This is a genomic window from Nonomuraea roseoviolacea subsp. carminata (assembly GCF_024172185.1).
Taxonomy (GTDB): domain Bacteria; phylum Actinomycetota; class Actinomycetes; order Streptosporangiales; family Streptosporangiaceae; genus Nonomuraea; species Nonomuraea roseoviolacea.
On record NZ_JAMZEC010000001.1, the window covers coordinates 6,582,966 to 6,601,122 of the forward strand.

22 protein-coding genes and 1 riboswitch are annotated in these 18,157 nt (G+C 72.6%); of the genes, 13 read left to right on the forward strand and 9 right to left on the reverse strand.

Annotated elements, in window-relative coordinates:
* Positions 1-42 precede the first annotated feature (42 nt).
* A complete protein-coding gene (gene glgX / locus HD595_RS30400) occupies positions 43-2,166 on the forward strand; it encodes a glycogen debranching protein GlgX (RefSeq protein ID WP_253774956.1) in 2,124 nt (707 codons plus the stop codon).
* 23 nt (positions 2,167-2,189) lie between these two features.
* On the opposite strand, the gene HD595_RS30405 is transcribed toward glgX, so the two are convergent.
* Positions 2,190-2,591, reverse strand: a complete 402-nt coding sequence (locus HD595_RS30405; protein ID WP_253774958.1) for a hypothetical protein — start codon at positions 2,589-2,591, stop codon at positions 2,190-2,192.
* A gap of 141 nt (positions 2,592-2,732) precedes the next feature.
* Here HD595_RS30405 and HD595_RS30410 point away from each other — a divergent pair, with 141 nt between their 5' ends.
* The 3 genes from HD595_RS30410 (at position 2,733) to HD595_RS30420 (ending at position 5,066) form a co-directional block, all read left to right on the forward strand.
* Positions 2,733-3,458, forward strand: coding sequence for a pyrimidine reductase family protein (locus HD595_RS30410; protein ID WP_253774960.1), 726 nt, complete (start codon positions 2,733-2,735; stop codon positions 3,456-3,458).
* Between the two features lie 148 nt (positions 3,459-3,606).
* The gene (locus tag HD595_RS30415) at positions 3,607-4,674 is read left to right on the forward strand and encodes an ATP-dependent DNA ligase (protein ID WP_420540764.1); all 1,068 of its coding nucleotides are present in this window, start codon (positions 3,607-3,609) and stop codon (positions 4,672-4,674) included.
* A gap of 50 nt (positions 4,675-4,724) precedes the next feature.
* Entirely contained in the window at positions 4,725-5,066 is a 342-nt protein-coding gene (locus HD595_RS30420) for a hypothetical protein (RefSeq protein ID WP_253774964.1), read from the forward strand.
* 85 nt (positions 5,067-5,151) lie between these two features.
* Here HD595_RS30420 and HD595_RS30425 read toward each other — a convergent pair whose 3' ends face one another.
* Positions 5,152-6,516, reverse strand: a complete 1,365-nt coding sequence (locus HD595_RS30425; RefSeq protein ID WP_253774966.1) for an ankyrin repeat domain-containing protein — start codon at positions 6,514-6,516, stop codon at positions 5,152-5,154.
* 150 nt (positions 6,517-6,666) lie between these two features.
* On the opposite strand from HD595_RS30425, the gene HD595_RS30430 reads away from it, so the two are divergent.
* Entirely contained in the window at positions 6,667-7,392 is a 726-nt protein-coding gene (locus HD595_RS30430) for a DUF1707 SHOCT-like domain-containing protein (RefSeq protein WP_253774968.1), read from the forward strand.
* A gap of 88 nt (positions 7,393-7,480) precedes the next feature.
* Here the strand turns inward: HD595_RS30430 and HD595_RS30435 are convergent, their stop codons facing one another.
* The 6 genes from HD595_RS30435 to HD595_RS46165 form a co-directional block, all read right to left on the reverse strand.
* Complete coding sequence (locus HD595_RS30435) at positions 7,481-8,248, reverse strand: sirohydrochlorin chelatase (RefSeq protein ID WP_253774970.1); 768 nt, start codon at positions 8,246-8,248, stop codon at positions 7,481-7,483.
* A gap of 8 nt (positions 8,249-8,256) precedes the next feature.
* Entirely contained in the window at positions 8,257-8,985 is a 729-nt protein-coding gene (locus tag HD595_RS30440) for a phosphoadenylyl-sulfate reductase (RefSeq protein ID WP_175602270.1), read from the reverse strand.
* Between the two features lie 229 nt (positions 8,986-9,214).
* Entirely contained in the window at positions 9,215-9,358 is a 144-nt protein-coding gene (locus HD595_RS30445) for an Insertion element protein (protein ID WP_175588424.1), read from the reverse strand.
* Complete coding sequence (locus HD595_RS30450; RefSeq protein ID WP_253774972.1) at positions 9,355-11,028, reverse strand: nitrite/sulfite reductase; 1,674 nt, start codon at positions 11,026-11,028, stop codon at positions 9,355-9,357. The genes HD595_RS30445 and HD595_RS30450 overlap by 4 nt, the downstream gene beginning before the upstream one ends.
* A 111-nt stretch (positions 11,029-11,139) precedes the next feature.
* A complete protein-coding gene (locus HD595_RS47295; RefSeq protein WP_350809452.1) occupies positions 11,140-11,223 on the reverse strand; it encodes a putative leader peptide in 84 nt (27 codons plus the stop codon).
* 60 nt (positions 11,224-11,283) lie between these two features.
* The gene (locus HD595_RS46165) at positions 11,284-11,409 is read right to left on the reverse strand and encodes a hypothetical protein (RefSeq protein ID WP_301309643.1); all 126 of its coding nucleotides are present in this window, start codon (positions 11,407-11,409) and stop codon (positions 11,284-11,286) included.
* Between the two features lie 47 nt (positions 11,410-11,456).
* On the opposite strand from HD595_RS46165, the gene HD595_RS30455 reads away from it, so the two are divergent.
* The 4 genes from HD595_RS30455 to HD595_RS30470 all read left to right on the forward strand — a co-directional run bounded on the left by HD595_RS30455 (position 11,457) and on the right by HD595_RS30470 (position 15,102).
* The gene (locus HD595_RS30455; protein WP_253774974.1) at positions 11,457-12,245 is read left to right on the forward strand and encodes a TIGR03084 family metal-binding protein; all 789 of its coding nucleotides are present in this window, start codon (positions 11,457-11,459) and stop codon (positions 12,243-12,245) included.
* A gap of 54 nt (positions 12,246-12,299) precedes the next feature.
* Entirely contained in the window at positions 12,300-12,695 is a 396-nt protein-coding gene (locus tag HD595_RS30460) for a YccF domain-containing protein (protein ID WP_253774976.1), read from the forward strand.
* Between the two features lie 42 nt (positions 12,696-12,737).
* Positions 12,738-13,715 (forward strand): YihY/virulence factor BrkB family protein, encoded by a 978-nt coding sequence (locus HD595_RS30465; protein ID WP_253774978.1) that lies wholly within the window; start codon positions 12,738-12,740, stop codon positions 13,713-13,715.
* A 26-nt stretch (positions 13,716-13,741) separates the two neighbouring features.
* A riboswitch (ZMP/ZTP riboswitch) is annotated at positions 13,742-13,823 on the forward strand.
* A gap of 25 nt (positions 13,824-13,848) precedes the next feature.
* On the forward strand, positions 13,849-15,102 hold the full coding sequence (locus HD595_RS30470; RefSeq protein ID WP_253774980.1) for a serine hydroxymethyltransferase: 1,254 nt from the start codon (positions 13,849-13,851) through the stop codon (positions 15,100-15,102).
* On the opposite strand, the gene HD595_RS30475 is transcribed toward HD595_RS30470, so the two are convergent.
* Complete coding sequence (locus HD595_RS30475; protein ID WP_308211374.1) at positions 15,059-15,490, reverse strand: FAD-dependent monooxygenase; 432 nt, start codon at positions 15,488-15,490, stop codon at positions 15,059-15,061. The two genes, HD595_RS30470 and HD595_RS30475, sit on opposite strands and share 44 nt — an antisense overlap.
* A gap of 130 nt (positions 15,491-15,620) precedes the next feature.
* On the opposite strand from HD595_RS30475, the gene HD595_RS30480 reads away from it, so the two are divergent.
* Genes HD595_RS30480 through HD595_RS30495 form a run of 4 tightly spaced genes read left to right on the forward strand, consistent with a single transcriptional unit; the run spans position 15,621 to position 18,131 of the window.
* A complete protein-coding gene (locus HD595_RS30480; RefSeq protein WP_253774984.1) occupies positions 15,621-16,247 on the forward strand; it encodes an FMN-dependent NADH-azoreductase in 627 nt (208 codons plus the stop codon).
* The gene (locus HD595_RS30485) at positions 16,247-16,732 is read left to right on the forward strand and encodes a TIGR03618 family F420-dependent PPOX class oxidoreductase (protein ID WP_253774986.1); all 486 of its coding nucleotides are present in this window, start codon (positions 16,247-16,249) and stop codon (positions 16,730-16,732) included. Before HD595_RS30480 ends, HD595_RS30485 begins: the two co-directional genes overlap by 1 nt.
* The gene (locus HD595_RS30490) at positions 16,729-17,433 is read left to right on the forward strand and encodes a DsbA family oxidoreductase (protein WP_253774988.1); all 705 of its coding nucleotides are present in this window, start codon (positions 16,729-16,731) and stop codon (positions 17,431-17,433) included. The genes HD595_RS30485 and HD595_RS30490 overlap by 4 nt, the downstream gene beginning before the upstream one ends.
* Positions 17,430-18,131, forward strand: a complete 702-nt coding sequence (locus HD595_RS30495; RefSeq protein WP_253774990.1) for an MBL fold metallo-hydrolase — start codon at positions 17,430-17,432, stop codon at positions 18,129-18,131. Before HD595_RS30490 ends, HD595_RS30495 begins: the two co-directional genes overlap by 4 nt.
* Positions 18,132-18,157 lie beyond the last annotated feature (26 nt).

Consider the following 18,157-nt stretch of genomic DNA (forward strand, 5'->3'; position numbering starts at 1 on the left):
GCGCTCTGGCGTGATCGCGGTCGCGTGGGACAATCGAGTCACATGCGAGATGTCTGGCCGGGCGAGCCGTACCCACTCGGCGCTACCTGGGATGGCGTGGGCACCGGATTCTCGGTGTTCTCCGAGGTGGCCGAGCGGGTAGAGCTGTGCCTCTTCCACGATGACGGGTCCGAGGAACGCGTCGACCTGCCGGAGGTCGACGGGTTCGTCTGGCATGGCCACCTTCCGGGCGTCATGCCGGGACAGCGCTACGGCTACCGCGTCCACGGGCCCTACGAGCCGTCGCGCGGCCACCGGTGCAATCCGGCCAAGCTGCTGCTCGACCCCTACGCCAAGGCCATCGACGGCGACCTGACCTGGAACGAGGCGCTGTTCTCGTACGAGTTCACCGACCCGGCCCGGCTCAACCTGACCGACAGCGCCCCCTTCATGCCGAAGAACGTGGTGATCAACCCGTTCTTCGAGTGGGGCAACGACCGGCCGCCGCGCATCCCGTACCACGAGACGGTGATCTACGAGGCGCACGTGCGCGGCCTGACCATGCGCCACCCGGCGGTGCCGGAGCCGCTGCGCGGCACCTACGCGGGCGTGGCGCACCCGGCGATCATCGACCACCTGCTGTCGCTCGGCGTGACGGCGGTCGAGCTGATGCCGGTCCACCACTTCATCCCCGAGCACTTCCTCGTGGCCCGCGGGCTGACCAACTACTGGGGCTACAACACCGCTGCCTACCTCGCGCCCCACGGCCGCTACTCCAGCGCCGGCACGCGCGGCGAGCAGGTGCAGGAGTTCAAGGCCATGGTGCGGGCGCTGCACGAGGCGGGCATCGAGGTGATCCTCGACGTGGTCTACAACCACACCGCCGAGGGCGACCACATGGGCCCGACGCTCGGCTTCCGGGGCATCGACAACTCGGCCTACTACCGCCTGCACGACGGCGACCGCCGCTACTACCTCGACTACACCGGCTGCGGCAACTCGCTCAACGTCCGCTCGCCGCACGCGCTCCAGCTCATCATGGACTCCCTGCGCTACTGGGTGCTGGAGATGCACGTCGACGGCTTCCGCTTCGACCTGGCCTCGGCGCTGGCCCGCGAGCTGCACGACGTCGACCGGCTGAGCGCGTTCTTCGACCTCATCCAGCAGGATCCGGTGATCTCGCAGGTCAAGCTCATCGCCGAGCCGTGGGACGTCGGGCCCGGCGGCTACCAGGTGGGCAACTTCCCGCCGCTGTGGACCGAGTGGAACGGCAAGTACCGCGACATCGTGCGCGACTTCTGGCGGGGCACGCACTCGGCGCTGCCCGAGTTCGCCTCGCGCCTGACCGGCTCGGCCGACCTGTACGCCACCTCCGGGCGCCGGCCGGTGGCCTCCATCAACTTCGTCACCTGCCACGACGGGTTCACCCTCACCGACCTGGTCTCCTACGACCGCAAGCACAACCTCGACAACGGCGAGGACAACCGCGACGGCACCGACGACAACCGCTCCTGGAACTGCGGCGCCGAGGGGCCGGTCGAGGACCCCGAGATCGTCCGGCTCCGTCACCGGCAGCGGCGCAACTTCCTGACCACGCTGTTCCTGTCGCAGGGCGTGCCGATGCTGTCGCACGGCGACGAGATCGGCCGCACGCAGCGCGGCAACAACAACGCCTACTGCCAGGACAACGAGATCGCCTGGATCGACTGGTCGCTGGTGCACACCGAGACCGACCTGCTGGAGTTCGTCCGGACGCTGTCGCGGCTGCGGCGCGAGCACCCGGTCTTCCAGCGCCGCCGCTTCTTCCACGGCCGTGACTCCGAGGACGGCCGGCGCGACCTGGTGTGGCTCACGCCCGCCGGGCAGGAGATGACGGCCGGCGACTGGCACACCGGCTACGCCAAGTCGCTGACGGTCTACCTCAACGGCGAGGGCATCACCGAGCCGGGGCCGCGCGGCGAGCGGATCGTGGACGACTCGTTCCTGCTGCTCATCAACGCCCACCACGAGGACATGACGTTCACGCTGCCGGGCGAGGAGTACGGCGCGACCTGGCTGCCGGTGCTCGACACCAGCTACGAGTCCGGCCAGGACGAGCCGTTCCCGGACGAGGCCCGGCTGCCGGGCTCGCAGGTGGCCGTGACGTCGCGCTCGATCCAGGTGCTGCGCCAGCCGCAGGGCTCCTGAGCCGTTCCCCGCGGCCCGCGGGGTCAGTCGCCCATCAGGGCCGCGGTGATCAGCGCCAGCGCGAACGTGACGACCCCGCCGAGGCCGTGCAGCGCCACGGCCAGCACGGGGAAGCGGCGCTCGGCGCCCCGGGCGTGCCGGCCGCCGCCGAGCCAGCGGGTGAACATGACGAAGCCCAGCAGCGCGGCCACCGCCAGCACCCCGAAGGCGGTCCACGCGAGCGCCGCGGACCCGGTCAGCAGGTACCCGAACCAGCAGACCAGCGCCCCGGCGGCCAGCGTGGGATGGGAGAAGACCAGCGCGACCGGGAAGCGGGTGACCTTGGTGGCCTGCTGCCGCAGCCCGCCGCCCGACAGCCACAGATAGAGCAGGTACGCTCCGGCGAGCGCGGTGCAGATCCATGTCACGGCAGTGGCGAGCCCCACCCGGGCCTCCTTCGGTCCCCGACCCCAGACGACACGTTAAGCGCATCACTCCACGTATGCCATTCGTTACGCCAAAGTGCGATGTCTCGGGCAAAGGCCGCCTGACGGCCGGTTGTCGGAGGCGTGTGCCAAGGTAGAGGAGTGCGTCGCATCTATCCGGACATACAGGACGATCCACCCATCGAGCTGGCCTACGCCTACCCGCCTGACCGGCCGTGGCTGCGCGTCAACATGGTCGCCAGCGCCGACGGCGCCGCCTGGATGAACGGCCTGTCGGGCGGGCTGTCGGGCAAGGCCGACAAGCGGATCTTCGGCGTGCTGCGGGGGCTCGCCGACGTGGTCGTCGCCGGCGCCGCCACCGTGCGCGCCGAGGGCTACGGCCCCGCCCGGCCGCGCGAGTCGTGGCGGGCGCTGCGCGAGGGACGGCCCGAGACGCCGCCTCTCGCGGTGGTCAGCCGCAGCCTCGACCTCGACCTCGACGGCCCGCTGTTCACCGAGGCGATCTCCCGGACGATCGTCGTCACCTGCGCTTCCGCCCCGGCCGAGCGCCTCGCCGCGGCCAAGTCCGTCGCCGACGTCGTCGTCGCGGGCGAGGAGGTGGTCGACATGGGGACGGCCGTGCGCGAGCTGCACGAGCGGGGGCTGACCCGGGTGCTGTGCGAGGGCGGGCCGCGGCTCAACGCCCAGCTCGCCGCGGCCGGGCTGCTCGACGAGCTGTGCCTGACGATCAGCCCGCTGCTGCTCGGCGGCGGCGCGGCGCGCATCCTGAACGGCGAGGCGGCGCTGGTCGGCCTCGGCCTCGGTCAGGTCCTGGAGGAGGACGGCGTGCTGTTCTGCCGGTACACGAGGGAGCCGAACCATGACTGACCCCACCGAGCCCCCGGCCGCCGCCGAGCCCGAGCCCCGGCTCCAGGACGCCGCGCCCACCGCGCCCACCGGGCCGCCCGCGGCCCCCGGGCCCGAGGCCGAGCCGGAGCCGGTGCCCAACCTGCCGGTCCGGCCGCCCGTGGCGCCCATGCTGGCCAAGCCGGTCAAGGCCATGCCCAAGCAGGACGGCACCCTGTTCTACGAGCCCAAGTGGGACGGCTTCCGCTGCATCGTCTTCCGCGACGGCGACGAGGTCTACCTCGGCAGCCGCAACGAGCGGCCGTTCACCCGCTACTTCCCGGAGCTGGTCGAGGCGGTCAAGGCCGAGCTGCCCGAACGGGTCGTGATCGACGGCGAGATCGTGCTGCCGCGCGGCTCCCAGCTCGACTTCGACGCCCTCCAGCAACGCATCCACCCCGCCGCCTCGCGGGTCAGGATGCTGGCCGAGCAGACGCCGGCCTCGTTCGTCGCCTTCGACCTGCTGGCGCTCGGCGACGAGTCATACCTCGACCTGCCCTTCGCCGAGCGCCGCGCCCGCCTGGAGGGCGTCTTCGGCCGGGCCGGCCACTCGGTGCGGCTCACGCCCGTCACGCGCGACGACGGGCAGGCGGGGGAGTGGTTCGAGATGTTCGAGGGGGCGGGGCTCGACGGCATCATCGTCAAGCCCGGCGACCAGCCCTACGTCCCCGACAAGCGCACCATGTTCAAGGTCAAGCACGAGCGCACGGCCGACGTCGTGGTGGCCGGCTACCGCGAGCACAAGACCGGGCCGATCGTCGGCTCGCTGCTGCTCGGCCTGTACGGGCCCGACGGGCGGCTGCACCACGTGGGCGTGGCCGCCTCGTTCCCGATGGCGCGCCGGGCCGAGCTGGTGGAGGAGCTCAAGCCGTACCTCGCCGAGCTCAGCGAGCACCCGTGGGGGCACTGGGCCGAGCAGGCGGCGGCCACCGTCGGCCAGCCGGCCGCCGGTCCGGCCACGGGCGGGCAGCGGGTCCCCGGCGCGATCTCGCGGTGGAGCGCGAAGAAGGACCTGTCGTTCATCCCGCTGCGGCCCGAGCTGGTCATCGAGGTGGCCTACGACCAGATGGAGGGCGACCGGTTCCGGCACACCGCCCACTGGCGCCGCGCAAGGCCCGACCGCACGCCCGAGTCGTGCACGTACGAGCAGCTTGAGCGGCCGGTCTCGTACAACCTGGACGACATCCTGGCCCGCTGAGTCGCATCTGTGCCTTGCCGAGACGGACGCATCACGCTATATCTCGACACATGAGCACCGGTGATGAGCTTCGTGCCGCCGTGGCCGCCCGCCGCGACCTCGGCCCCGACTTCGAGGACGCCCTCATCGAGTCGTTCCTCGACAAGATGGGCAAGGAGGTCGACCGGCGGGTGGACGAACGGCTGGCCGCCATCCCGAAGGCCGAGGAACTGGCCGGACGGTCCAAGGCCGCCTACGGCCAGCGGCTCGCGCTCGCGATCGTCTCGCTGAGCCTGGGCACGGTGGCGACGATCGCGCTGAGCATCCAGGGCACCGCCGTGTGGGGCATCCTGGGGATCTGGTTCGCGATCATCGCGGTCAACGGCATCTTCGGCACCGAGCGCCGCCCCTGACCCGGAGCGGGGCGGCGTCCCCGACCCGGCGCCGGGCGGCGTCCCCGACCTGGCGCCGGGCGGGCGCCGGTGCCGGTGCCGGCTGTCAGGCGTCCGGGCTCAGCTTGAGCCGCGCCTCGGTGACGAGGTCGCGGGCGTAGTCGTCGTCGCTCTCGGCCAGCACCCGCTCGACGCCCCGCGCCGCCCGGGCGTCCCCGCGCTCGGCCAGGCCACGCGTGGCCTCGGCGACCGTCCGCAGGTCGGTGTCGTCCAGGCGGGCCGCCAGCGCCTCACGGATCTCCGGCGTGTCGGCCTCCAGCGAGGCCAGGCCCGAGGTGGCCCAGTCGCGCACCTCCTCGTCGTCGTCGCGGGTCATCGCGACGAGCAGGGCCAGCCCCTCGGCGTGGTCGGGCGGCAGCACGTCGGCCAGCGCGATCGCGTCGGTCATCGTGCGCCGGTGCCCCGGCCGGTTGACGATGTCGAGCACCTGCGGCAGCGCGCGCGGGTCGCCCTGGTGGCCGAGGGCCGACAGCACCGACCTGAGCACCTGCGGGTTGCTCTCCGTGGTGGCCATCCGCTGCAGCAGCGGCAGCGTCCGCTCCAGGTACGGCTTGCCGCCGTCCTCGTCCACGCCGTACTGGGCGATCGCGTCCACGCCGAACTCCCGCTCCCGGGCGTCCTCGCTCGCGCACAGCCGGGCCAGCGCCTCGTAGGTCTCCTCGTCGCCCCGCCGCCCCAGCGCGTCGGCCACGATCCACCAGGTCTCGGCGTCCTCGTCGGTGTCGCGGTGCGCCAGCGCCCGCGCGACCAGCCGGTCGACCGGCGCGTGGACGCCGGTGGCCTCCTCCAGCAGGGTGGCGATCGCCGCGTGCCCGCGCTGCGCCTGCACCTGCTCGCTCTGCTCGCCGTCGGCCGAGCGGCCCGCCACGGTCACCAGCTCGGTGCCGTCCTTGGCGAACTGCCGGGCCACCACGTACTCCCAGTCGTCCTGCCCGATCTGGTCGAGCAGCGCGCTCTCCAGGTGCACGCCCACCCAGTCGGCCGCCACGTCCAGCGGGGTGTCGCCGTCGCCGTCGTACTTCGTCGCGTCGGCGCCGCTGTCCAGCAGCACCCGCACCACGCCGAGCGCGCCGCGCCGGGCGGCGAGCGTGAGCGCCGTGTCGCCGTCGTCGTTCGTGACGTCCACCTCGGCCCCGGCCTCCACCAGGAGCCGGGCGGTGTCGGCGTGGCCGTTGGCCGCGGCCCACAGCAGCGCGGTCCAGCCGCCCTCCTCGCGGCCGTTGACGTCGGCCCCGGCGGCCAGCAGCGCCCGGGCGGCCTCGACCCGGTCCCACGAGGCCGCCGCGCACAGCGGCAGCCCCTCGTCCTCTCCCTCGCTCGGCCGGTTGGGGTCGGCGCCCCCGGCGAGCAGCTCGCTCACGGTCTCCGACTCGCCGTTCAACGCGGCCCGGTAGAGCTTCTCCTCATGCATGCATCGGACACTAGCCCAGCTCAACCCCCACCCCGGACCGCCACCGCCGGGCGCACGGTTCGGAGCATGGTCCGAAAGGGGCACGGTGCACGGCGGTGTTCCTCCCGGGGGAGGAGGAGACGGCCGGCGAAACGCGATATGTTGCGTCTCATGACCGACCCTGGAGGAGTGCGCGCGTCCGACGCCGAGCGCGAGGCCGTCGTGGAGCGACTCCGCGTGGCCTCCGTGGAGGGCCGCCTCTCGCTGGCCGAGCTGACCGACCGCACCGAGGCCGCCTACAGCGCCGCCACCCACGCCGAGCTGGCCCTGCTCACCGAGGACCTGCCGGACGCCGGGCCGGCCGCGGCGTTCCCCGCCGCCGTCCCGCGGCCGGCCGAGCGCAGAAGGCGGTGGTTCGTGGGCGTGATGGGCGACACCAAGCGGCGCGGCGCCTGGCGGATCGACCAGGAGCTCGGCGCGGTGGCCGTGATGGGGGACGTGCTGCTCGACCTGCGCGAGGCCGAGGCCCGCACCGACGTGGTGGACATCACGGCCGTCTCCGTGATGGGCGACGTCAAGATCATCGTCCCGGACGGCGTGCACGTGGACCTCGACGGCATGGCCGTCATGGGCGACAAGCGGGTGGACGTGCTGCAGGCGGCCCCGGGCATGAACGTGCCGGTGGTGCGGGTCCGCGCGTACGCGGTGATGGGGGATGTGAAGGTGGTCGGCGACTCGCGCGCGCAGCCGGTGCGGCGCGGGTTCGCGGCCTGGCGCGAGCACTGGAGGCGGCTGCACGGCGACGACTGGCGCGACGGCAACCGCGGCCTCCTCGGCGACGACGGCAACCGCGGCCTCCCCGGCGACGACGGCCGCCGGGGCCCGCTCGGCCACTGACCGCCCGCGCTCAGGCCGCCCGCGCTCAGGACCGCCCGTGCCCGGGACCGCCCGCGCTCAGGACCGCCCGTGCTCAGGCCGCCCGTGCTCAGGAGGCGGCGGCCTCCGCGGGTGCGCGCAGGGCGGCGTCGTAGCGTTCCAGCAGCACCCGCGCGATCTCGGGGGCGGGGCCGAGCACGTCGGCCACCACGTCGGCGCCCGCGGCGAGCGTCGCCCGGCGCACCTTGTCGGCGAACAGCCCCGGAGCCAGCAGGTACGGCGCGACGGCCACGCGCGGCGCGCCCGCCTCCCGCAGCAGCCGCACCGCCTCCTCCGGCGTCGGCGTCGCGGCCGACGCGTACGCCGGGACGACGCCCCACCAGCCGCCGGACAGCGCCCACTCGCCGGCCACGCGCGCCACGACCGCGTTGGCCCGGGCGTCGCTGGAACCGGCCGACACCAGCACCACGGCCGTCCCGCGGTCGCGCGGCGCCACCCCGGCCTCGGCCAGGCGCCGCTCCAGCGCGCCCACCAACAGCGGGTGCGGCCCGAGCGTGGCGCCGTAGCGGACGCGCAGCCGCGGCTCGCGCGCCCGCACCTCGTTCAGCGCCGACGGCAGGTCGACGCGCGAGTGGTACGCCTCGGTCAGCAGCAGCGGCAGCACCACGGCCTCGCCCAGCCCGGCCAGCGCCTGGCCCAGGCTCGGCGCGGCGTGGTCCAGGTAGGCCGAGCGGACCGGCAGGCCCGGCCGGGCCCGCCGCACCTCGTCCAGCAGCGCCTCCACGACGGCCGCGGCGCGCGGGTCGCGCGAGCCGTGCGCCACCGCCACCAGAGGCGGCCGCGGGCCCGCCCCGTCTGCCAACGGGGCGGGCCACATGCCGGGGACTACAGGTGAATGCCGCATTCGACCTTCCCCAGCCCCGCCCAGCGGCCGCTGCGCGGGTCCTCGCCCTCCGCGACCTGCCGGGTGCAGGGGGCGCAGCCGATCGAGGGGTAGTTGTCGTAGTGGAGCGGGTTGATGAGCACCCCGTTGTCGGCGATGTAGTTGTCGACCTCCTCCTGGGTCCACCGCGCGATCGGGTTGACCTTGACCATCTGCCGCTTGGCGTCCCATTCGACGACCTTGGTGCCGGCCCTGGTGGGCGACTCGTCGCGGCGGATGCCGGAGATCCACGCGAGGTACGGCTCCAGCGCGCGGTTGAGCGGCTCGACCTTGCGCAGGTAGCAGCACAGGTCGGGGTTGCGGCCGAACAGGCGCGGGCCGAGGTCGCGCTCCTGCTCCTCGACCGTGCGCGACGGCTTGATGTCGATCACGTTGACGTCGTAGACCTGCCGGACGGCGTCCCGGGTGCCGACCGTCTCGGCGAAGTGGTAGCCCGTGTCGATGAACAGCACGTCCACGCCGGGCTTGACCCGGCTCACCAGGTCGATGAGCAGCGCGTCGCTCATCGACGAGGTCAGGCACAGCCGGTCGCCGAACGTGGCCGCCGCCCAGCGGATGATCTCGCGGGCGGGCGCGTCCTCCAGGAACACGGCGGCCGACTCGACGATGTCCTGCAGGTCGAGGGTGCCGCGCTGACTCCGGAGTCCGACCTCGATGTCCACCAGCGTCATATCGTCTCCCATGAATCGCCGGAAACCCCAGCGAGGTTCGTAGTAACGTCGCCCTCGTGCTTGGGCGGATGTTGCGTCCGGGCACCTACCGCCGGGCTGGCGGGATGTGAAGCCTGTGGAGGCCACGTAAGTCCCTGGCTCGGGTTCGTCCCGGGGGCAGTCGCCGGTGAATCAGGAAGGCTCGGCCTGCGAAGGTCGTGAGCCCATGGCTTCGGCCGTGTGGCGGAGGTCAAATGTTCACTCCGATCCCCAGGAACTTCAGCTTGAAAGCGCGGGCGCAGGAGCGGCAGTACCAGCCGCCGTCACCCTCGTACGGTTCGAGGTCCTCGTCGCCGCAGTACGGGCAGTGGAACGGGACGGCGCGCTCGCTCATCGCAGGTCCGCCTCGTCGGCGCGCTGCACCCAGTCGGCGAAGGACTCGCCCTCCTTCTTCTGGGCGTCGTAGTGGGTGACGACCCGCTCCACGTAGTCGGGCAGGGCCGCCGCCGTGGTCTTCAGGCCGCGCACCTTCCGGCCGAAGCCGGGGTTGACGCCGAGCGAGCCGCCGAGGTGGATCTGGAAGCCCTCGACCTGCTCGCCGTTCTCGTCCACGACGAGCTGCCCCTTGAGGCCGATGTCGGCCACCTGGATGCGGGCGCAGGAGTTGGGGCAGCCGTTGACGTTGATCGTCAGCGGCTCCTGGAAGCCGGGCAGCCGCCGCTCCAGCTCGTCGATGAGGTCGGACGCCGTGGCCTTGGTCTCGACGATCGCGAGCTTGCAGTACTCGATGCCGGTGCAGGCCATGGTCTGGCGCCGGAACGTGGACGGGTTGACCTGGAGGTCGTTGGCCTCCAGCTCGGCCACCAGCGACTCGACCCGGTCGGGCGCGACGTCGAGGATGACCATCTTCTGCTCGACCGTGGTGCGGACCCGGCCGGAGCCGTGCCGCTCGGCGATGTCGGCGACGAGGTGCAGCTTGTCGCCGTCGAGGCGGCCCACGCGCGGCGCGAAGCCGACGTAGAAGTTGCCGTCCTGCTGCGGGTGGACGCCGACGTGGTCGCGGCGCGAGCCACGCGGCTGGGCCGGCGCGGGCCCGTCGGGCAGGGGCTCCTTGAGGTACTCGGTCTCCAGCACCTCGCGGAACTTCTCGGGCCCCCAGTCGTTGACGAGGAACTTGATCCGCGCCCGGTGGCGCAGCCGCCGGTAGCCGTAGTCGCGGAAGATGCCGGCCACGCCGGCCCAGACCTCGCCGACCTGGTCGGGCCGGACGAACACGCCGATCCGCTTGCCGAACATCGGGTTGGTGGACAGGCCGCCGCCCACCCACAGGTCGTAGCCCTTCTCGCCGCTCGGCAGCTCGACGCCCACGAACGCCACGTCGTTGATCTCGTGGACGGTGCAGTGGGCCGGGCAGCCGCTGATCGCGGTCTTGAACTTGCGCGGCAGGTTGGAGAACGCCGGGTCGCCGATGTACCGGTCGTACACCTCCTGGATCTGCTCGGTGGCGTCGAGCACCTCGTCGGTGTCGATGCCGGCCAGCGGACAGCCCAGGATGACGCGCGGGGTGTCGCCGCACGCCTCGGTGGTGGACAGGCCGACGGCCTCCAGGCGCTCCCAGATGTCGGGCACCGACTCGATCTCGATCCAGTGGAGCTGGATGTTCTGCCGGTCGGTCAGGTCGGCAGTGCCGCGGCCGTACAGGTTGGAGATGTCGGCGATCGCGCGGAGCTGGCGCAGGTCGAGCAGGCCGCCGTCGATCCGGACGCGGAGCATGAAGTAGCGGTCGTCCAGCTCCTCCGGCTCCAGGATCGCGGTCTTGCCGCCGTCGATGCCGGGCTTGCGCTGGGTGTACAGGCCGTACCAGCGCATGCGTCCGCGCAGGTCGGCCGGGTCGATCGAGTCGAAGCCGGCCTTGGAGTAGATGTCGATGATCCGCTGGCGGACGTTGAGCCCGTCGTCGTTCTTCTTGTTCTCCTCGTTCTTGTTGAGCGGCTCACGGTAACCGAGAGCCCATTGACCCTCGCCGCGCGGGCGCTTGTGGTGCCGGCTGGCAGGAGTGCTCATGGCGCGTCCTTCGCATCATGGGCGCGCTCGTACTTCCTCCCGCCTCGTCGTCGAGTGCGGGGGTAGCGAAGAGGAGTGCGACGCCCTCAGGTGAGAGAAATCCGGGGATGATCAGCGGGCGTCACGACAGATGGCGCTGCGGACACGCTGAAGGTCGACGTGGCGTCGGCCGACGAGCATGGGGTCCGCTGGCATGTATATGAAGATACTCGCGCTGTCCGAGATGTCCAACAACGGTCCAGACTCTGGACGCGATCATCCCTGGCGGGGCCAGTCCAGCGGGGACTCGTCCTCCTGGGGTTCCGTCTGGTGCTGGCAGTCGCACCACGAGCCGCCACGGCACTCCTCGTGCCGCCGCTCCTTGCAGCTCTCGCAGATCACGCTCCGCATTATTCCCCGTAGAACACCGTTCGGTTAGGGTGGCGGGCATGGACCTCATGGGCGAGCTGCTCGCCGACCTGCGCGCGGAGACCGACTCGCTGGAGGCCCTGCTCACTCCGCTGAGCCCCGCCCAGTGGGAGCTGCCCACCCCCGCCGAGGGCTGGGCGGTGCGCGACCAGGTCGCCCATCTCGCCTGGTTCGACGACGCGGCCCGCACGGCGGCCACCGACCCCGCCGCGTTCCGCGCCTCGCTCGACGGGTTCGCCGTCGAGGCCGGCACGGTGGACGAGCTGGCCTTCCGCTCGCGCGGCATGCCCGTGGCCGAGCTGCACGCCTGGTTCCGCGACGCCCGCGCCCGCAGCCTGGAGGCGTTCGCCCGGCTCGGGGCGCGCGACCGCGTCCCCTGGTACGGGCCCGACATGTCGGCCGCCTCGTTCGTCACCGCCCGCCTCATGGAGACCTGGGCGCACGGCGAGGACGTGGCCGCCGCGCTCGGCGTCACCCGCGAGCCGACCGCCCGGCTGCGGCACGTGGCCATGCTCGGGGTCAGGGCCCGCCCCTACGGGTTCGCCGTGCGCGGGCTGCCCCTCCCGTCCGAGCCCGTACGGGTGGAGCTGACGCCTCCCGGCGGCGGCGAGCCGTGGACCGCGGGCCCGCTGGACGCCCCCGACGTGGTGCGCGGGCCCATGCTCGACTTCTGCCTGCTCGTCACCCGGCGCGTCCACCTCGCCGACACCGCCCTGGAGATCACCGGCACCGCCGCCCGCGCCTGGGCGGAGGTGGCCCAGGCGTTCGCCGGTCCCCCCGGCGCGGGGCGTGCGCGCAGGTCGGGGTAGGTTCAGGGGCATACCGGATGCCGCGTGGCGCACGTCCGGTGACAAGCTGTAGCCATGCGCACGATTCTCAACGTCATCTGGCTGGTCTTCGCCGGCATCTGGCTGGCCCTCGGGTACGCCCTGGCGGGGATCGTCTGCTGCGTTCTCATCATCACGATCCCGTTCGGCATCGCCTCGTTCCGGATCGCCGCGTACGCGCTGTGGCCCTTCGGCCGCACGGTCGTGCGCGACCCGCAGGCCGGGGTGTTCTCGCTGATCGGCAACATCATCTGGTGCGTGGTCGCCGGGATCTGGCTGGCCATCGGCCACGTCCTGACCTCGATCCCGCTGTTCCTGTCGGTCATCGGCATCCCGCTGGCCATCGCGAACCTCAAGCTGGTGCCCGTCTCGCTGCTGCCGCTCGGAGCGCGCATCGTCGACAACGACCAGGGCAGGGTCATGGGGACATAAGCTGTCCGGAAGAGTCACTGCGAAAGCTTGGTCCTGGTGCCCATGACCTCCACCGACCTGCCCACGCGGGCGAGGAAGCGCATAGCCTCCCACGCCCGCGCCGGGCTGAGCCGGGTACGCGGCACGAAGGCGTGGGCGATCGTCCGCGACGCGGTCGACGCCGGCGTCACCTACCGGGTCACCGGTCTGGCGGGCGAGGCGGCCTTCTTCGCCCTGCTGTCGCTGCCCCCGTTCGTGCTGGGCGTCATCGGCGTCATCGGCAAGCTCGGCACGTGGCTCGGCCAGGAGACGGTCCAGCAGGTGCGGGCGTGGGTGGTCGAGCAGGCCGGCGTGCTGTTCACCAAGGACGCCATCGACCGGGTCGTCAACCCGCTCATGAACGACGTGCTGCGCGACGACGCCAGCAAGGTCTCCATCATCTCCCTGGGCTTCCTGCTGTCGCTGTGGTCCGGCTCGCGGGCCCTGTACGTGTACGTCGACCTCATCTCCGTCGCGTACGGGCTGGGCGAGGCGCGGGGCATCGTGCGCACCCGCCTGATGTCGTTCGGCCTCTACGTCGTCGGCCTGGCCGTCGCCATCGTCGTCATGCCGATCCTCGTCATCGGCCCCACCCTGCTCAAGGACGCGCTGCCGGCCCAGTTCGGCATCCTCATCGACGTCCTCTACTGGCCCGTGGTGATCATCGGGTCGGTCGCGTTCCTCACCGTGCTCTACCACGTCAGCGTGCCGGTGCGCACCAAGGTCTACCGGGAGCTGCCCGGGGCCGTGCTGGCGCTGTTCCTGTGGATCGTGTGCGCCGCCGTGCTGCGCGCCGTGCTGGCCGCCTGGTTCTCGCCCGTCTCCGTGTACGGCTCGCTGGCCGCGCCCATCGCCGTGCTGCTCTGGCTGTACATCACGGCGCTGGCCGTGCTCATCGGCGCCATCCTGAACGCCGAGGTGGACAAGTGGTGGCCGGGCACGGGGCGGGCCCGCCCACCGGACGCAGACGTCACGCGGGACGCGGCCGTCACGCGCGAGTGAGCCGGGAGCACCACTTCCGCTATCGTCTGTAGGGTCGCGACTGGCGCATGAGGTGGGCTGACCACCGGGGAGCGAAGGGAGCGGAGGCCGTGCGCCTGGGTCTTCGCCTGATGTCAATGATGACAGGGGAGTCATGAGTTCTCTCGCTAGCGTCGACCCGCGGATCGCCGAGCTCATCCAGGCCGAGGAGCGCCGCCAGGCCGACACCGTCAAGCTGATCGCCTCCGAGAACTACGTCTCCAAGGCCGTCCTGGAGGCGACGGGCACCGTCCTGACCAACAAGTACTCCGAGGGCTACTCCGGCAAGCGCTACTACGAGGGCCAGCAGGTCATCGACCAGATCGAGACCCTGGCGATCGAGCGGGCCAAGGCGCTGTTCGGCGTCAACCACGCCAACGTCCAGCCCTACTCCGGCTCGCCGGCCAACCTCGCCATCTACATGGCGTTCCTGCAGCCGGGCGACACCGTCATGGGCATGGGCCTGCCGTTCGGCGGCCACCTCACCCACGGCTGGTCGGTCTCGGCCACCGGCAAGTGGTTCACCCCGGTCCGCTACGGCGTGCGCAAGGACACCGGCCGCGTCGACCTCGACGAGGTCCGCGAGCTGGCCCTGGAGCACCGGCCGAAGCTCATCTTCTGCGGCGGCACCGCCATCCCGCGCACGATCGACTTCGAGGGCTTCGCCGCGATCGCCCGCGAGGTGGGCGCCGTGCTGGCCGCCGACATCGCGCACATCGCCGGCCTGGTCGCGGGCGGCGCGCACCCGTCGCCGGTCGGTCACGCCGACGTGATCTCCACGACCACCCACAAGACGCTGCGCGGCCCGCGCGGCGCCATGCTCATGGCGAGCTCCGACGAGCACGCCGCCGCGCTCAACAAGGCGGTCTTCCCCGGCCTGCAGGGCGGCCCGCACAACCACACCACGGCCGCCATCGCCGTCGCCCTGCACGAGGCGTCCACCGACGCCTTCAAGGCGTACGCCCACCAGGTGGTCGCCAACGCCAAGGCGCTGGCCGAGGAGCTGGGCAGCCGCGGCTTCGACCTCGTCTCCGGCGGCACCGACAACCACCTGATCCTGCTCGACCTGACGCCCAAGGGCATCGGCGGCAAGCCGGCCGCGCAGGCGCTCGACCGGGCCGGCCTGGAGACCAACTACAACACGGTCCCGTTCGACACCCGCAAGCCGTTCGACCCGTCCGGCATCCGCATCGGCACCCCGTCGGTCACCTCGCGCGGCATGGGCGAGGCGGAGATGCGGCAGATCGGCGCCTGGATCGACGAGGTCGTCACCGCGCTGGCCAAGGGCGACGCCGAGGACGTCATCACCCGCGTCCACCACGAGGTCAGCGAGCTGACCGCCAAGTTCCCGGCGCCGGGCCTGTCCTGACTCTCACCTGGCGCGGTGGGCGCGCGGGTGCGCCCCGTCCACCGCGCCAGGACGCCGGCCAGGCCGGCGCCTCCTCCTCGATGATCGGGGTGTCGCGGGAGAGCCGCTGCTGCTCGGCCCCGTAGAACAGAAACCCGTAGAACAGAAACCGGTGGACGCCGCCCGTGACGTCGGCGACCGCCGAGAGCAGCTTCCCGTCCGGACCGGGAAAGCCGATGCCCGGCGGCTTGCGGACGATGCCGCGCCCGCCGTCGCGGCCCACCGGGAAACGGGCCGTGAGCCGTGACTCGCCGCCCGGCCCGAGCAGAGCCGCCTCGACCCCGTCGGCGTCCTGCGTCAGCGCCGTCACCTCGCTCCCGCGCGGCACCTGGCCGCCGAGCGCCTTGATTCTCCCCGCGCCGCGTCAGCCGTTCGGCGACTTCCCGCGACGCTACTTGACCGAACCGGACCGGAGTCCGTATCTTGGCGTCATCCGCTAACCGGACCACAGTCCGCTCGTTTGAAGGAGTCGGCACGCCATGGGCAAGCTGTTGCACATCTCCGCCTCGCCCCGCGGCGAGGCGTCGGAGTCGTTGCGGATCGCGCGGGTGTTCACGGAGACGTACCAGGAGACTCACCCCGGCGACGAGGTCGAGCACTGGGACCTGTGGGACGGGTCGCTGCCGGACTTCGCCGTCGGGGCCAGGGCGAAGATGACGGTGTTCGGCGGGAACGAGCCGCAGGGCGCCGAGGCCGAGGCGTGGGACGCGGCGCGCAGGACGTTCGAGCGCTTCGACTCCGCCGACCGGCTGCTGTTCAGCGTCCCGATGTGGAACGCGTCGGTGCCGTACGTGCTCAAGCAGTTCATCGACGTCGTCAGCCAGCCCGGCTGGATCTTCACCGTCGACCCGGTGACCGGGTACGGCCACCAGCTCGCGGGGCGCGGCAAGCGGGTCGCCGTCGTCTACACCAGCGCGGTCTGGGGACCGCCGCTCGGCCCGGAGTTCGGCAGCGACTTCCAGTCGACGTTCTTCGACGACTGGCTGCGCTGGACCGGGCTGACCGACATCCAGGACATCCGGTTCCACCCCACCCTCACCGGCGACTGGGACGAGGCGCGGCGCGCGGCCGACGCGCGCGCCCGCGACATCGCGAAGGTCTTCTGATGGCTCTGTCCGAGGCGGAGGGGCTGCGGCTCGTCCGGGAGTACGGCGCCGCGGACCGGTGGCTCGCGGTGCTCGTGACGCTGCGGCCGGACGGGCAGCCCTCCGTCAGCGTCGTCAACGCCGGGGTCCTGCCGCATCCGGTGACCGGGGCCGCCACGGTCGCCTTCGTGGCCCGCGGGGGCACCGCGAAGCTGGCCAACCTGCGCCGCGACCCGCACGCCACGCTCGTCTTCCGGGCCGGATGGGAGTGGGTCGCCGTCCGGGGGGCCACCGAGCTCGCGGGCCCCGACGACCCGCTCCCGGGGCTCGGCCCCGACCGGCTGCCGGCGCTGCTGCGCGATATCTACCACGCGGCCGGCGGGCATCACTCCGACCTGGCCGAGTACGACCGCGCGATGGCCGAGGAGCGCCGTACGGCCGTGCTGCTGCGCCCTGCCCGATTCACCACCAACCCGTCCGGTACTGAACATCAGGAGCACGGATGACGACAGACGCTTCCGCGACGCCGCCCGTCGCGGCCGGCACCGTGCAGGTCTGGTCGGACCTGCTGTGCCCGTTCGCCTACGTCGGCCTGCTGCGGCTGCGCCGGGCGCGCGAGCGGCTCGGGCTGGACGGAGCCGTGCGGCTGGAGCACCGGACGTTCCCCTTGGAGCTGTTCAACGGCCCGCACCCGCGCCGCGGCACCGACACCGAGGCCGTCGGGCTGGGGCAGATCGAGCCCGAGGCGCAGTTCCGGGTCTGGACCGCCGCCGACGACCTCTACCCCCACACCGTGCTGCTCGCCGCGGAAGCCGTGCACGCCGCGAGCGCGCAGAGCCGGGCGGCCGGAGAGGAGCTCGACCTCGCGCTGCGCCGGGCGTTCTGGACCCACTCCCGGTCGATCAGCCACCGGCAGGTCATCCTGGAGGTCGCGGGCGACCTGGCCGACGGCGTCGTCGACGTGACCGAGCTGGCCGCAGCCCTGGACAGCGGCCGGCACCGGGCCGACGTCATGCGCGACTTCGCCGTCTCCCGGACCGACGCCGTTCCCGGCAGCCCGACGTTCCGCCTCCACGACGGGACCACCGTCCACAACCCCGGCATCCAGGTGCGCTGGGAGGGCCCATGGGCGGCCGGCTTCCCCGTCGTCGGCTCCCACGACCCCGGCGTGTACGACGACCTGCTCCGACGAGCCGCTCAGCCGTGACCGTCAGGGCCGTGCTGCGGCGGGTCGTCGTCGGCGTGCTGGAGACCAACTGCTGGATCCTGCACGCCCAAGGCGACCGCCGGGCACTGATCGTGGACCCGGGAGACGAGCCGGGGCGCGTCCTGGACGCCGTCGCCGACCTGGACGTGGTCGCCGTGCTCCTCACCCACGCGCACTTCGACCACGTCCTGGCCGTGCCCGAGGTGGTCGAGGCGCTGGGCGTCCCGGTCCTCGCGCACCCCGCCGACCAGCCCGTATGGCCGAACGAGGTCGCGACCGCTCGCCGCACCGGCCACTGGGACGCGGGCACCGCGACCGCCGACCTCCTCGCGCGCGACCCCGCCCGGCTGGCCTTCCCCGGTGACCTCCGGCTGTGGGACGGCGTGACCGTACCGGTCCTGGACGGCGAGACCCTCCACGTCGGCCCCCTGCCGGTCCGCGCCCTGCACACCCCTGGCCACACCCCGGGTGGGCTGACCCTGGCCGTGGACTCGCACCTGCTCACCGGCGACACCCTGTTCCCCGGCGGGCCGGGGCTCACCGGCCCGCCGCTGTCGGACTTCACGGTCGTCATCCGGTCCGTACGCAGGCTCCTCGCCTTTCCCGGCGCGACCCGCGTCCATCCCGGGCACGGCCCCGACACCACCGTCGCGACCGAACTGCCGCACCTCGACGAGTGGATCGCCCGCGGCTGGTAGCGTCCGCGCCGCCGGAAGCCCCTGGG

Coding starts and splice junctions, on each gene's coding strand:
- HD595_RS30455 (WP_253774974.1), top strand. CDS start 11,457: ATGGACCTCATGGGCGAGCTGCTCGCCGACCTGCGCGCGGAGACCGAC.
- glgX (WP_253774956.1), top strand. CDS start 43: ATGCGAGATGTCTGGCCGGGCGAGCCGTACCCACTCGGCGCTACCTGG.
- HD595_RS47295 (WP_350809452.1), bottom strand. CDS start 11,223: ATGCCAGCGGACCCCATGCTCGTCGGCCGACGCCACGTCGACCTTCAG.
- HD595_RS30480 (WP_253774984.1), top strand. CDS start 15,621: ATGGGCAAGCTGTTGCACATCTCCGCCTCGCCCCGCGGCGAGGCGTCG.
- HD595_RS30415 (WP_420540764.1), top strand. CDS start 3,607: ATGCTGGCCAAGCCGGTCAAGGCCATGCCCAAGCAGGACGGCACCCTG.
- HD595_RS30445 (WP_175588424.1), bottom strand. CDS start 9,358: ATGAGCGAGCGCGCCGTCCCGTTCCACTGCCCGTACTGCGGCGACGAG.
- HD595_RS30490 (WP_253774988.1), top strand. CDS start 16,729: ATGACGACAGACGCTTCCGCGACGCCGCCCGTCGCGGCCGGCACCGTG.
- HD595_RS30425 (WP_253774966.1), bottom strand. CDS start 6,516: ATGCATGAGGAGAAGCTCTACCGGGCCGCGTTGAACGGCGAGTCGGAG.
- HD595_RS30450 (WP_253774972.1), bottom strand. CDS start 11,028: ATGAGCACTCCTGCCAGCCGGCACCACAAGCGCCCGCGCGGCGAGGGT.
- HD595_RS30465 (WP_253774978.1), top strand. CDS start 12,738: ATGACCTCCACCGACCTGCCCACGCGGGCGAGGAAGCGCATAGCCTCC.
- HD595_RS30470 (WP_253774980.1), top strand. CDS start 13,849: ATGAGTTCTCTCGCTAGCGTCGACCCGCGGATCGCCGAGCTCATCCAG.
- HD595_RS30440 (WP_175602270.1), bottom strand. CDS start 8,985: ATGACGCTGGTGGACATCGAGGTCGGACTCCGGAGTCAGCGCGGCACC.
- HD595_RS30420 (WP_253774964.1), top strand. CDS start 4,725: ATGAGCACCGGTGATGAGCTTCGTGCCGCCGTGGCCGCCCGCCGCGAC.
- HD595_RS30485 (WP_253774986.1), top strand. CDS start 16,247: ATGGCTCTGTCCGAGGCGGAGGGGCTGCGGCTCGTCCGGGAGTACGGC.
- HD595_RS30435 (WP_253774970.1), bottom strand. CDS start 8,248: ATGTGGCCCGCCCCGTTGGCAGACGGGGCGGGCCCGCGGCCGCCTCTG.
- HD595_RS30430 (WP_253774968.1), top strand. CDS start 6,667: ATGACCGACCCTGGAGGAGTGCGCGCGTCCGACGCCGAGCGCGAGGCC.
- HD595_RS30460 (WP_253774976.1), top strand. CDS start 12,300: ATGCGCACGATTCTCAACGTCATCTGGCTGGTCTTCGCCGGCATCTGG.